This window comes from Pantoea sp. EKM10T, from assembly GCF_011800685.1.
Classification (GTDB): domain Bacteria; phylum Pseudomonadota; class Gammaproteobacteria; order Enterobacterales; family Enterobacteriaceae; genus Pantoea; species Pantoea agglomerans.
In genome coordinates this window covers 157,573-169,248 of record NZ_JAALEU010000009.1, presented here as the reverse complement: position 1 = coordinate 169,248, position 11,676 = coordinate 157,573, and the positions used below count along the sequence as shown (strand labels likewise).

Below are 11,676 nucleotides of genomic sequence, written 5' to 3'. Positions count from 1 at the left end.
ATTGTGGGTATTCACGCACCGATCGTCGGTCAGGCTATCTCTTTGTAGAGTGGTGCATGCTGCATCTCTTCATCCATAATTTCACGCGCAGCACGAATACATTTGCCGCATTGCTTGCCGACCGGCACAAGCTGGCGCAGTTGCTGAATAGATTTGGGCTGATAGCGACGCACGACTTCACGAAGGGTTTTATCACTGATGGCATTACACAGGCAGACGTACATTGATTCATCACTCGGGTACATTTTCTGTACACAGTGTAAATGCGAATCGTTTTTATTTCAAACCCACCCTTTGCAGGGTTATGGCGTTTTCAGAGCAAAAAAAAAGAGCACCGAAGTGCTCTTTTTACTGTGTTGCAGTGGCCATTTACACAGCCACAGCAGATATCACAATTAAGCGATAACTTTAGCAACAACACCCGCGCCAACGGTACGGCCGCCTTCGCGGATTGCGAAGCGCAGACCTTCGTCCATTGCGATTGGGTGGATCAGGGTAACAACCATTTTGATGTTGTCGCCTGGCATTACCATTTCAACGCCTTCTGGCAGCTCTACTGAGCCGGTTACGTCAGTTGTACGGAAGTAGAACTGTGGACGATAGCCTTTGAAGAACGGAGTATGGCGACCACCTTCGTCTTTAGACAGAACGTAAACTTCTGACTCGAACTGGGTGTGCGGCTTGATTGAGCCTGGCTTAGCCAGAACCTGGCCACGCTGGATGTCTTCACGCTTGATACCACGCAGCAGAACACCACAGTTTTCGCCTGCCTGACCCTGGTCCAGCAGCTTACGGAACATCTCAACACCGGTACAGGTTGATTTCACAGTATCTTTGATACCAACGATTTCAACTTCGTCGCCGACTTTAACGATGCCGCGCTCAACACGACCGGTAACAACGGTACCACGGCCAGAGATTGAGAATACGTCTTCGATTGGCAGCAGGAACGGCATGTCGATCGCACGCTGTGGCTCTGGGATGTAGTTGTCCAGATGCTCAGCCAGTTCGATGATTTTCGCTTCCCACTCTGGGTTGCCTTCCAGCGCTTTCAGAGCAGAACCACGAACGATTGGAGTGTCGTCGCCTGGGAAGTCATATGCTGACAGCAGGTCACGAACTTCCATCTCTACCAGTTCCAGCAGCTCTTCATCATCAACCATGTCACACTTGTTCAGGAACACGATGATGTAAGGAACGCCAACCTGACGACCCAGCAGGATGTGCTCACGGGTCTGTGGCATTGGGCCATCAGTCGCAGCAACAACCAGGATCGCGCCGTCCATCTGCGCAGCACCGGTGATCATGTTTTTCACATAGTCGGCGTGGCCTGGGCAGTCAACGTGCGCATAGTGGCGAGTCGGGGTTTCATACTCAACGTGTGAAGTGTTGATGGTGATACCACGTGCTTTCTCTTCTGGTGCGTTATCGATCTGATCGAATGCACGAGCCTGGCCGCCGTAAGTTTTAGACAGTACGGTGGTGATAGCTGCAGTCAGGGTGGTTTTACCGTGGTCGACGTGACCGATGGTGCCCACGTTTACGTGCAGTTTGTTACGCTGAAATTGCTCTTTCGCCATGGCGATAATTCCTTACGTTGTGCCTTCACCATCTGGGTGAAGGCATCAGTTCAAATTTAAACCGTAGCTTATTTGCTACGAGCTTCAATAACGGCCTGCGCTACGTTGTTTGGCGCATCGTCATACTTCAGGAACTCCATGGAGTAAGAAGCACGACCTTTGGTCAGAGAACGCAGCTGAGTTGCGTATCCGAACATCTCAGACAACGGAACTTCAGCGTGAATCTGAACGCCAGTAGCGTTAGATTCCTGCCCTTTGAGCATACCACGACGACGGCTAAGGTCACCGATGACATCACCCGTGTTCTCTTCTGGCGTTTCAACTTCAACCTTCATGATAGGCTCAAGCAGAACAGGTGTCGCTTGTTTAAAGCCTTGTTTGAAGGCAAGAGACGCGGCCAGTTTAAACGCCAGTTCTGAGGAGTCGACATCGTGGTAAGAACCGAAATGCAGACGCACGCCCAGATCCACAACCGGGTAACCAGCCAGAGGGCCTGATTTCAGCTGCTCCTGGATACCTTTGTCAACCGCAGGGATGTATTCACCAGGAATCACACCACCTTTGATGTCGTTGACAAATTCGTAGCCTTTCGGGTTCGAACCTGGCTCCAGTGGGTACATGTCGATAACAACATGGCCATACTGACCACGACCACCAGACTGCTTGGCGTGTTTACCTTCAACATCGGTAACTTTGTTGCGAATCGCTTCACGGTAAGCAACCTGTGGTTTACCCACGTTTGCTTCAACGTTGAACTCACGCTTCATACGGTCAACGATGATGTCGAGGTGCAATTCACCCATACCGGCGATGATGGTCTGGTTAGATTCTTCATCAGTCCATACGCGGAATGATGGGTCTTCTTTTGCCAGACGGCCCAGAGCCAGACCCATTTTTTCCTGGTCAGCTTTGGTTTTTGGCTCAACGGCGATAGAGATTACCGGCTCCGGGAACTCCATGCGCTCAAGGATGATGACGTTATCTGGGTCACACAGGGTGTCACCAGTGGTCACATCTTTCAGGCCGATCGCAGCTGCGATATCACCCGCACGAACTTCTTTAATCTCTTCACGCTTGTTAGCGTGCATCTGAACGATACGGCCCAGACGCTCACGGTTTGACTTAACCGGGTTGAACACGGTGTCACCCGTGTTAACAACACCAGAGTAAACGCGGAAGAAGGTTAAGTTACCCACGAACGGGTCGGTAGCGATTTTGAACGCCAGTGCAGCAAACGGCTCGTTGTCATCAGAGTGACGAACAGCCGGCGTGTCTTTACCGTCGTCCAGCATACCGTTGATCGCGGTAACGTCAGTCGGTGCTGGCAGATATTCAACAACTGCATCCAGCATCGCCTGAACACCTTTGTTCTTAAATGCAGAACCACAGGTTACCAGGATAATTTCGTTGTTCAGAACACGCTTACGCAGAGATGTTTTGATCTCTTCTTCAGTCAGTTCTTCACCACCGAAGAATTTCTCCATCAGCTCATCAGAGCCTTCAGCAGCGGCTTCAACCAGCTTCGCATGCCATTCTTCAGCCAGTTCCTGCATATCAGCTGGAATATCTTCGTAGACGAAGGTTACACCCTGGTCTGCGTCGTTCCAGTTGATTGCTTTCATTTTCACCAGGTCAACAACACCGGTGAATTTCTCTTCTGCGCCGATAGCCAGCTGCAGAGGAACTGGAGTTGCGCCCAGACGAACTTCCATCTGTTTAACAACTTTCAGGAAGTTAGCACCCATGCGGTCCATTTTGTTAACGAACGCAATGCGTGGAACTTTATATTTGTTAGCCTGACGCCATACGGTCTCAGACTGTGGCTGAACGCCACCAACTGCACAGTAAACCATTACCGCGCCATCAAGCACACGCATAGAACGTTCAACTTCGATGGTGAAGTCAACGTGTCCTGGGGTGTCGATAATGTTTACGTGGTGTGGTTCAAACTGCTTGGCCATACCAGACCAGTAACAGGTGGTCGCAGCGGAGGTGATGGTAATACCACGTTCCTGTTCCTGCTCCATCCAGTCCATGGTTGCTGCGCCGTCATGTACTTCACCGATTTTGTGGTTTACACCGGTGTAGAACAGAACGCGTTCGGTAGTGGTAGTCTTACCGGCGTCGATGTGCGCACTGATACCGATATTACGGTAGCGGGCAATGGGTGTTTTACGAGCCATTTGATTCCTCTGATTCTCGGACGTTCAAGGTAAGTCGACCCCAGCGGGTTGGCTGATTGAGCGCCCGCTGGTTTAACAACTACGTGGTGATTACCAACGGTAGTGTGCGAACGCCTTGTTGGCTTCTGCCATGCGGTGAACGTCTTCACGTTTCTTAACTGCTGTACCTTTGTTCTCTGCAGCATCAGAAAGTTCGTTCGCCAGGCGAAGAGCCATTGATTTATCACCGCGTTTACGAGCAGCATCTACGATCCAGCGCATTGCCAGAGCATTACGACGAACCGGACGGACTTCTACTGGTACCTGATAAGTAGAACCACCAACGCGACGTGACTTAACTTCGACAGTCGGACGCACGTTTTCCAGAGCTACTTCAAAAGATTCCAGCGCGTTTTTACCTGAACGCTGAGCCAGGGTCTCAAGCGCGGTATAAACGATTGATTCTGCAGTAGATTTTTTACCATCTACCATCAGGATATTTACAAATTTGGCCAGCAGCTCTGATCCGAACTTAGGATCTGGCAGAATTTTACGCTGACCAATGACGCGACGACGTGGCATGGAAATACTCCGTTGTTAATTCAGGATTGTCCAAAACTCTATGAGTTTATTTTGACATTTAATTTAAAACGTTTGGCCTTACTTAACGGAGAACCATTAAGCCTTTGGCTTCTTCACGCCGTACTTGGAGCGAGCCTGCTTACGGTCTTTAACACCTGAGCAGTCAAGCGCGCCACGAACGGTGTGGTAACGCACACCTGGCAGGTCTTTTACACGACCGCCACGGATCAGGATCACGGAGTGTTCCTGCAGGTTATGACCTTCACCACCAATGTAGGAGGTAACTTCAAAACCGTTGGTCAAACGCACACGGCAGACTTTACGCAGTGCGGAGTTTGGTTTCTTAGGAGTGGTGGTGTACACACGAGTACAAACGCCACGTTTTTGCGGGCAAGCTTCCAGCGCCGGCACGTTGCTCTTTGCAACTTTGCGGACGCGTGGTTTGCGAACCAGCTGGTTAACTGTTGCCATTAAATAGCTCCTGGATTTGCTTTTGCTTCGTAAACACGTAATAAATCGCCTCGTAGAATTACGAGGAGGCAGAATTTTAGGGCTGAGTCAAAGGGGTGTCAAGAAATAACCAGGTTTTAGCCGATTACCAGACCATTTGTTGCTGATGCCTGATCGTTAGCGTGACAAACCCAGTATAGTCTACTGACTGCACACGGGTCGAAATTTGTCCAGCGAGACCGCGAGCCTGGACATCTTCGTCCAGCACCCAGAGCGTCGCTTCGCTCTCTGACAGTCGCATCAATGCGTGGCTGCCAGCTAAAGCGGCCAGCACGCCATCCTGCAACAGCAGCAGGTCATCACCCGCACCCGCCATTAAAAGCAGGCTCTCAAGGTCACAGTGTGCCGGTGAGTGCAGTAACGTATGCAGCATTAACGTCTCTTAAAAAGTAAGAATGCGATCGTAGCTGGCCAGCGTCTGTCGCAGTGCCGGCGCGTCCAGTAGCGTAACATCCAGCAACCGGTCAGCGTCAACCTCTAATCCACGCGCTATCAGCGATGTCCGGCAGAGATAGCAGTGTTCAATCTCATATAGTGCCAGCACGCCAAAGGTCGCGGCATAGTGACGGCTCTTAATCGTCTCAGGTTGCTGGTGCAGATTAAGCTGCAGCACGCCATCACCGATAAAAAACAGGCCGATATCCTCACTGAGCGCGCCCGTGGCCAGCGCGGCATCCAGCCCCTCACGTCCTGCGCTGCTGCCGTGCGGCGCCCGGGCAAAGACAAACGCGACCCGATTCATCAGAACTGCACCATGCGTTCACAGCTCAGCGCCGCTTCCGCCAGCGCGCCCAGCCCGCTCAGGGTAAAGCCCGGCTGCAGGTTACTGCCCGCCAGCTGGAGTCGTGCCGCTTCCTGCTGGTCGCTGACGCCACGACGCAGCGCGGCCGCCACACAAATATTCAGTGCCACACCCTGCTCCTGATGCAATGTCTGCCATGCGCGCACCAGATCAAACTCATCACTGGCGGGCGACGTCAGTTGGTTAGCGTTCAGCACCCCTTCGCGATAGAAGAAAACGCTGTCAAGCTGATGGCCTGCCGTCAGCAGTGCGCGGGCAAACAGCCAGGCACTGGTCGCCTGTTGCGTACCGTAAGCCGGGCCGGTGACCAGCAGGGTGTAACGCATTACCGCTCCTGCCCCTGGAAGTCGCCATTTTTAAACTGACGGATGTAGAGATAGACGGTGTGTTTGGAAATATTCAGCCGATCGGCCACCTGGTTGATGGCATCCTTGATGTCGAAGATCCCCTTCTCATACAGGTTCAGCACAATCTGACGATTCTTGGCGTTGTTCGATACATTACGGTCAGCACTCACCTCTTCAATGGTGAACTCCAGCGTCTGCATCACCAGATCGTCTACCGAACTGGCGAAGTTGACGTTGGAGTCAACCTGCTGCATCTCGGGCGGCATAAAGGTCGACATGATCTGTGAGAACGGCACATCAAGGTTCATGTTGATGCAGAGCAAGCCAATGACCCGCTGCTGACGGTTACGAATCGCAATCGTGACCGATTTCATCAGCACGCCGCTTTTGGCACGTGTGAAGTAGGCACGGGAGACATTACTGTCCGCACCATGCATATCATGCAGCATACGCAGGGCTAAATCGGTAATAGGCGAACCGACTTTACGTCCAGTGTGTTCACCATTAGCGATACGCACTGCCGAACACTTAAGATCTTCAAGCGAATGCAGGACAATTTCACAATGCGAACCGATCAACATCGCCAGGCCATCCACGACAGCCTCGTACGATTTCAGAATATCGTAATCACTTTGTTCGAACGGGCGCTGCTCCAGAAGATCGAAGTCGCTCAGTTCACCCGGATTGAATGGATTAGACATTGAAGAGTATCACCCTGAATGGCTGGAGCCTGTCACAGCGGCTTATGGGCAGACTCAATATTGGGATAATTAGGCAGGCATTAGTCTGGCAAATGTCGTCGGCTTATGCCAGAGGTTTGTCGTGAAGCCGAAATGAAACCGCCGCCCGGAGGCGGCGGTCAGCAGATTACTGCGCTTTTTCTGCAGCAGCAGGCGCTGGAGCCTGTGCTTTTTCATCTGCCTTTGGCGCTGGTTTGATATCAAGCAGCTCGACATCAAACACCAGGGTGGAGTTAGCCGGGATGCCCGGAACGCCATTTTTGCCGTAAGCCAGATTTGGTGGGATCACCAGCTTGATCTTGCCGCCTTTCTTCACGTGCTTCAGACCTTCAGTCCAGCCCGGGATGACACCATCCAGACGGAATGAAAGTGGCTCGCCACGGGTATAAGAGTTGTCGAATTCAGTACCGTCAATCAGCGTACCTTTGTAGTTTACCACTACAGTATCGCTGTCTTTAGGTGCGTCGCCGGTACCCTCTTTCTCAACTTTATACAGCAGGCCGCTTTCGGTTTTCTTCACGCCGCTCTCTTTAGCAAATTTGGTTGCGTAAGCTTCGCCCTTTTCAGAGTTCTCTTTCGCATCTTTTTCCATTTTCGCTGAGGCTGCGCCTTTCACGCGGCCTTCAAAGGATTGCAGCGTCTGCTCAATCTCTTCATCAGAGAGTTTGCTCTTGCCACCAAATGCATCCTGAACACCAGCGATCAGCTGCTGCTTATCCAGTTTGATGCCCAGTTTTTCCTGCTCCTTCAGGGAGTTGTCCATGTAGCGACCCAGCGAAGCACCCAGCGCGTAGGCAGACTGCTGGTCTTCATCTTTGAAGGCAGCATTTTTCGGTGCCTGAGGCGCAGACTGTGGCGCGGCGGCTGGTGCAGCCTGTGGCGCCGCAGCGGTATCTGCCGCCATTGCCAGCGGAGCATTCAGCGCAACAGCCATGGTGGTAGCTAACAATGTGACTTTAAACAGTGATTTCATCCATTCTCCAAAACCGAAGCGTCTAACCTCGGGAAACATTGCGGACTTCAGGGTCCACACTATAACTTTACGTGGCAGTGTCGAACACTCCCACAATGTAATTACCCGGTTAACCTCCGACCTTTATAACATCGGGAAGTTTCATCAGAGATGATGCCGCGATGCCTTTTTTCAAGCGCAACGCCTCCGGGCGTGAAAAAAACAGGTGATTCCTGGCATTCAGATCGTAGAATCACGCCCCGAGTCGCACCTTAACAGAGGAACAGGTCATGCAACAATCTGAGTGGGAACAGCGTCTGGAGACGCTGGAGAGCAAACTGGCCTTTCAGGAGATGACTATCGATCAGCTGAACAGCGCGGTCGTTCAGCACGAGCTGGAGATGAATAAGATGCGTGAGCAGATGCGCATTTTAACCGACAAGCTCAAAGCGAATGCGCCATCGATCGTCGCCTCACAATCTGAAGAGACGCCACCACCGCATTACTGATCGCGGGCTATCTGGCCCCGGCTTACCCGGGCAGAACCAGAATACGTGCCAAAAGAAAGGCCACCCGAGGGTGGCCTTGAAAGGTCTGTTGAGACTTAGTGGCTGCAGCCGCAGCCGCCAGTGCCACAACCGCCTTTACCCTGATCATGGTCGTGATCATGGCCGTGATCGTGGTCATGATGATGGCCATCTGCACCGTGAACGTGGCCATGAGCCAGTTCTTCCGGCGTGGCTTCGCGGATAGCAACCACTTCAACGTTGAAGTTCAGGTTCTGACCCGCCAGCATGTGGTTACCATCAACCACGACGTGATCATCTTCCACTTCGGTGATTTCTACCGGTACCGGGCCCTGATCGGTTTCTGCCAGGAAGCGCATGCCAACCTGCAGTTCGTCAACGCCCATGAAGACGTCTTTAGGAACGCGCTGCACCAGGTTATCGTCATATTGACCGTAGGCATCGTTTGCCGGGATATGCACGTCAAACTTGTCGCCGGCAATGTGGTTTTCCAGCGCATTTTCCAGACCAGAAATCAGGGAACCATGACCGTGCAGGTAGTCTAACGGTGCACTCACCGGTGACTCGTCAACTAACACGCCGTCTTCTGTACGTACCTGATAGGCCAGGCTTACCACCAGGTCTTTTGCTACTTTCATGATATCTCCTAACCGTTGAGAGCTGAGATCCCGTCTCATTGGTCTATTCTTTCGTGCAATAACACCAACCAGAAAGGTTCGGGGCTGAGTACAAGAGGGTTTTCACTTTCTCTTGCGACTACAGCGTTAATGGCGACAATTGTAACGGAATTCAATCCCGCTGTAAGTCCAGGCGTAAAAAAAGCTGCGCCATTCCGCTACTCAGGATGAAAAATACCGATAACCTGCTCATTAGTGCGAACCTGATCGCGCGCCTGCTTATCGGCCTCACGCATCTGGTGACCACACTTCACGCACTCCACCACATCGACATTATTTTCACGCCACATTGCCAGCGTGTCCTTCTCCTGGCAGTGCGGGCATGTCGCACCAGCAATAAAACGTTTACGCATTAGCTTCTGCCTGTTTAAAGAGGTTATTCATCATCGTCCCAGCCGTCGATCTGCCGCTTTTCGCGCTGCATTTCGCGCTGGAAGATATCTTCCAGTTCACGCCGCGCTTCACGGACGCGCGAAGCCTGCGCGCTTTCAGAGAGATTGGGCATCAGCTCGCGCAGCATCCGCATATCAAGATGGCGGAAATACTGCTGGGCGCGGTGCGCCTGATGCGGATGCATCCCCAGCGTCATCAGCGTTTTACGTCCCAGCTCCAGCGCACTGGAGAAGGTCTCACGCGAGAACTGCGTGACGCCCGCCTGAAGCAGTTCATGCGCTTCTACACGGCCCCGGGCGCGCGCCTGAATCTGCAACTGCGGAAAATGCTGCTGGCACAGATGTACAATCGTCATCACATCTTCGGGCTCGTTACAGGTGATCACAATCGCCTGAGCGCTGGCCGCACCGGCTGCCCGCAGCAACTCCAGTTCGGTGGCGTCGCCGTAATAGACCTTATAGCCATATTTCCGCATCAGACTGACTGCACTGATGTCGCGCTCAAGCACGGTGATGCGTTTGTTATTCGCCATCAGCAAACGCCCCACCACCTGCCCGAACCGACCAAAGCCCACCACAATCACCTGCGGCTGATCGTCTTCGACAAAGTGTTTCTCTGCCTCGTCATCCGGCTCATTGAAGCGGCGTGCCAGCAGACGATCGATTCCCTTCATCAGCAGCGGCGTAGTCATCATCGACAGGGTCACCGTCACCAGCAGCATTGGCAGTTGATCGCCAGAGAACAGCTTTGCCGAGGAGGCCGCTGAAAAGAGCACAAAGGCGAACTCGCCCCCCTGACTCAGCACGCCAGCAAACTGCTGCCGCTCAGAGCTGCGCAAGCCATAAATGCGCGCCAGCAGATAGAGCACCAGCGTTTTCACCGCCACCAGCGTCACGACACCCAGCAGGATGGTCACAATATGGGTATAGAGCACACCGAGGTTGAGCGCCATGCCAACCGAAATAAAGAACAGGCCCAGCAGTAAACCTTTAAACGGGTCGATGGCGACTTCCAGCTCATGCCGGTACTCGCTCTCTGCCAGCAGGATCCCGGCAATAAAGGTCCCCAGCGCCATCGACAGACCCAGCGCATCCATAAACAGCGCCGAGCCCAGCACCAGCAGCAGCGAAGCGGCGGTAAAGACTTCGCGCACGCCCGACGCAGCGATGTAACGGAAGATAGGCCGCAGCAGATAGCGTCCGCCTACCAGCATGCCGGCAAACGCCAGTACTTTCATGCCGACCTTCATCCAGTCGATATGACCGCTGTCGGTTCCGGCCAGCAGCGGGATCAGCGCCAGGGCTGGGATCACCGCGATATCCTGAAACAGCAACACCGAAAAGCCCAGTTGCCCCGCTTCGCTGCGGTTCATGCCTTTATCCATCATCAGCTGCAGGGCCATGGCGGTCGAGGACATCGCCAGACCAATGCCGCCAATGATCGCCGCCTGCCAGCTAAAGTTGGTCAGCCACAATAAGCCGCCCAGAATCGCCGCTGAGAAGATCACCTGCGCCGCGCCGACGCCAAAAATGGAGCGGCGCAGCGCCCACAGCTTTGCCGGGTTCAGCTCCAGCCCGATAATAAACATCAGGAACACCACGCCGAGCTCAGAGAAGTGCAGAATCTCGTCGACGTCGCTGATAAAGCCTAATCCCCACGGGCCGATAGCGATACCCGCCACCAGATAGCCCAGAACTGCACCAATACCGAGGCGCGCCGCCACCGGTACAATCAATACCGCCGCGACCAGATAAATCACCCCGGCGGTCAGCAGCGTTTGCCCTTCCATCTATACTCCTCCATTCGGCAGCGGTGCCGCCAGCCAGTCGCCATAGGCGCGGGCGTAATTTTTCATTAATTCAGGACTCTGACGACGCGCCCAGTAGACGATCATCGGCGGCATCCAGTGCATACGGCACATCTGCGCGGTCAGCTCAAAAGGACGCATAATGTCATTGAGCGAATAGCGGTTCAGACCCTGATGTCTGAAGGCACTTTCCGGTTCTCCGGTGGTGACGACACTGCGCCAGTACTTTCCTTCCAGCGCATTGCCATCCACGCCATTGGCGAAACCGCGCGACAGAACCCTGTCCAGCCACTCTTTCAGCAGCGCCGGACAGCTATAGGTATAGAGCGGATGCTGAAAAATGATGACATCATGTTCACGCAGCAGCTGTTGTTCATGGTGAATATCGATAAAAAAATCCGGATAGGTTGCGTACAGATCGTGCACGGTAACGTGTTCCAGTGCCTGAGCCGGCTGCAGCAGAATCCGATTGGCGATCGAATCCTGTGATTCCGGATGAGCATAAAGCAGCAAAACCCTGGGTGGCTGCGACATCCTTTCCCTCCAAAGCGTCGTCATTGGTGCGGTTTTCCGCTACCATGCACGACGCAGCAAAAT

At 53.2% G+C, this 11,676-nt stretch carries 15 protein-coding genes; 1 reads left to right on the top strand and 14 read right to left on the bottom strand.

Annotation, left to right across the window (positions count from 1 at the left end):
• Positions 1–29: 29 nt before the first annotated feature.
• From bfd to fkpA, 10 genes are all read right to left on the bottom strand, one after another.
• A complete protein-coding gene (gene bfd / locus HFD95_RS17500; RefSeq protein ID WP_010671585.1) occupies positions 30–224 on the bottom strand; it encodes a bacterioferritin-associated ferredoxin in 195 nt (64 codons plus the stop codon).
• 171 nt (positions 225–395) lie between these two features.
• Entirely contained in the window at positions 396–1,580 is a 1,185-nt protein-coding gene (tuf, locus tag HFD95_RS17495) for an elongation factor Tu (protein WP_010253018.1), read from the bottom strand.
• Positions 1,581–1,648: 68 nt separating this feature from the next.
• Entirely contained in the window at positions 1,649–3,763 is a 2,115-nt protein-coding gene (gene fusA, locus HFD95_RS17490) for an elongation factor G (protein WP_010253020.1), read from the bottom strand.
• A gap of 90 nt (positions 3,764–3,853) precedes the next feature.
• Positions 3,854–4,324: a 30S ribosomal protein S7 gene (gene rpsG / locus HFD95_RS17485; RefSeq protein WP_003852909.1), complete on the bottom strand. Its 471-nt coding sequence runs from the start codon at positions 4,322–4,324 to the stop codon at positions 3,854–3,856.
• A gap of 96 nt (positions 4,325–4,420) precedes the next feature.
• Positions 4,421–4,795 carry a 30S ribosomal protein S12 gene (gene rpsL / locus HFD95_RS17480; protein ID WP_003852912.1) on the bottom strand — a complete coding sequence of 125 codons (375 nt, stop codon included), beginning with the start codon at positions 4,793–4,795 and terminating at the stop codon, positions 4,421–4,423.
• 124 nt (positions 4,796–4,919) lie between these two features.
• On the bottom strand, positions 4,920–5,207 hold the full coding sequence (tusB, locus tag HFD95_RS17475) for a sulfurtransferase complex subunit TusB (RefSeq protein ID WP_010253026.1): 288 nt from the start codon (positions 5,205–5,207) through the stop codon (positions 4,920–4,922).
• 9 nt (positions 5,208–5,216) lie between these two features.
• The gene (gene tusC, locus HFD95_RS17470) at positions 5,217–5,576 is read right to left on the bottom strand and encodes a sulfurtransferase complex subunit TusC (protein WP_167430555.1); all 360 of its coding nucleotides are present in this window, start codon (positions 5,574–5,576) and stop codon (positions 5,217–5,219) included.
• Positions 5,576–5,962, bottom strand: coding sequence for a sulfurtransferase complex subunit TusD (gene tusD / locus HFD95_RS17465; protein WP_010253028.1), 387 nt, complete (start codon positions 5,960–5,962; stop codon positions 5,576–5,578). Before tusD ends, tusC begins: the two co-directional genes overlap by 1 nt.
• Positions 5,962–6,684 (bottom strand): transcriptional regulator, encoded by a 723-nt coding sequence (locus tag HFD95_RS17460; protein WP_010253029.1) that lies wholly within the window; start codon positions 6,682–6,684, stop codon positions 5,962–5,964. The genes tusD and HFD95_RS17460 overlap by 1 nt, the downstream gene beginning before the upstream one ends.
• Before the next feature lie 166 nt (positions 6,685–6,850).
• Positions 6,851–7,696: an FKBP-type peptidyl-prolyl cis-trans isomerase gene (gene fkpA, locus HFD95_RS17455; RefSeq protein WP_010253030.1), complete on the bottom strand. Its 846-nt coding sequence runs from the start codon at positions 7,694–7,696 to the stop codon at positions 6,851–6,853.
• Between the two features lie 269 nt (positions 7,697–7,965).
• On the opposite strand from fkpA, the gene HFD95_RS17450 reads away from it, so the two are divergent.
• Positions 7,966–8,184: a SlyX family protein gene (locus tag HFD95_RS17450; RefSeq protein WP_010253031.1), complete on the top strand. Its 219-nt coding sequence runs from the start codon at positions 7,966–7,968 to the stop codon at positions 8,182–8,184.
• Between the two features lie 95 nt (positions 8,185–8,279).
• Here HFD95_RS17450 and slyD read toward each other — a convergent pair whose 3' ends face one another.
• From slyD to kefG, 4 genes are all read right to left on the bottom strand, one after another.
• Positions 8,280–8,840, bottom strand: coding sequence for a peptidylprolyl isomerase (gene slyD, locus HFD95_RS17445; RefSeq protein WP_010253032.1), 561 nt, complete (start codon positions 8,838–8,840; stop codon positions 8,280–8,282).
• 197 nt (positions 8,841–9,037) lie between these two features.
• Positions 9,038–9,232 carry a YheV family putative zinc ribbon protein gene (locus tag HFD95_RS17440; protein ID WP_010253033.1) on the bottom strand — a complete coding sequence of 65 codons (195 nt, stop codon included), beginning with the start codon at positions 9,230–9,232 and terminating at the stop codon, positions 9,038–9,040.
• 23 nt (positions 9,233–9,255) lie between these two features.
• Positions 9,256–11,061, bottom strand: coding sequence for a glutathione-regulated potassium-efflux system protein KefB (kefB, locus tag HFD95_RS17435; protein ID WP_010253035.1), 1,806 nt, complete (start codon positions 11,059–11,061; stop codon positions 9,256–9,258).
• Positions 11,062–11,613, bottom strand: coding sequence for a glutathione-regulated potassium-efflux system ancillary protein KefG (kefG, locus tag HFD95_RS17430; protein WP_010253037.1), 552 nt, complete (start codon positions 11,611–11,613; stop codon positions 11,062–11,064).
• Positions 11,614–11,676: the final 63 nt, after the last annotated feature.

What these genes read in the sequence shown, in the direction of transcription:
- bfd (WP_010671585.1), bottom strand. Translation starts at nt 224, where the DNA reads ATGTACGTCTGCCTGTGTAATGCCATCAGTGATAAAACCCTTCGTGAA.
- tuf (WP_010253018.1), bottom strand. Translation starts at nt 1,580, where the DNA reads ATGGCGAAAGAGCAATTTCAGCGTAACAAACTGCACGTAAACGTGGGC.
- fusA (WP_010253020.1), bottom strand. Translation starts at nt 3,763, where the DNA reads ATGGCTCGTAAAACACCCATTGCCCGCTACCGTAATATCGGTATCAGT.
- rpsG (WP_003852909.1), bottom strand. Translation starts at nt 4,324, where the DNA reads ATGCCACGTCGTCGCGTCATTGGTCAGCGTAAAATTCTGCCAGATCCT.
- rpsL (WP_003852912.1), bottom strand. Translation starts at nt 4,795, where the DNA reads ATGGCAACAGTTAACCAGCTGGTTCGCAAACCACGCGTCCGCAAAGTT.
- tusB (WP_010253026.1), bottom strand. Translation starts at nt 5,207, where the DNA reads ATGCTGCATACGTTACTGCACTCACCGGCACACTGTGACCTTGAGAGC.
- tusC (WP_167430555.1), bottom strand. Translation starts at nt 5,576, where the DNA reads ATGAATCGGGTCGCGTTTGTCTTTGCCCGGGCGCCGCACGGCAGCAGC.
- tusD (WP_010253028.1), bottom strand. Translation starts at nt 5,962, where the DNA reads ATGCGTTACACCCTGCTGGTCACCGGCCCGGCTTACGGTACGCAACAG.
- HFD95_RS17460 (WP_010253029.1), bottom strand. Translation starts at nt 6,684, where the DNA reads ATGTCTAATCCATTCAATCCGGGTGAACTGAGCGACTTCGATCTTCTG.
- fkpA (WP_010253030.1), bottom strand. Translation starts at nt 7,696, where the DNA reads ATGAAATCACTGTTTAAAGTCACATTGTTAGCTACCACCATGGCTGTT.
- HFD95_RS17450 (WP_010253031.1), top strand. Translation starts at nt 7,966, where the DNA reads ATGCAACAATCTGAGTGGGAACAGCGTCTGGAGACGCTGGAGAGCAAA.
- slyD (WP_010253032.1), bottom strand. Translation starts at nt 8,840, where the DNA reads ATGAAAGTAGCAAAAGACCTGGTGGTAAGCCTGGCCTATCAGGTACGT.
- HFD95_RS17440 (WP_010253033.1), bottom strand. Translation starts at nt 9,232, where the DNA reads ATGCGTAAACGTTTTATTGCTGGTGCGACATGCCCGCACTGCCAGGAG.
- kefB (WP_010253035.1), bottom strand. Translation starts at nt 11,061, where the DNA reads ATGGAAGGGCAAACGCTGCTGACCGCCGGGGTGATTTATCTGGTCGCG.
- kefG (WP_010253037.1), bottom strand. Translation starts at nt 11,613, where the DNA reads ATGTCGCAGCCACCCAGGGTTTTGCTGCTTTATGCTCATCCGGAATCA.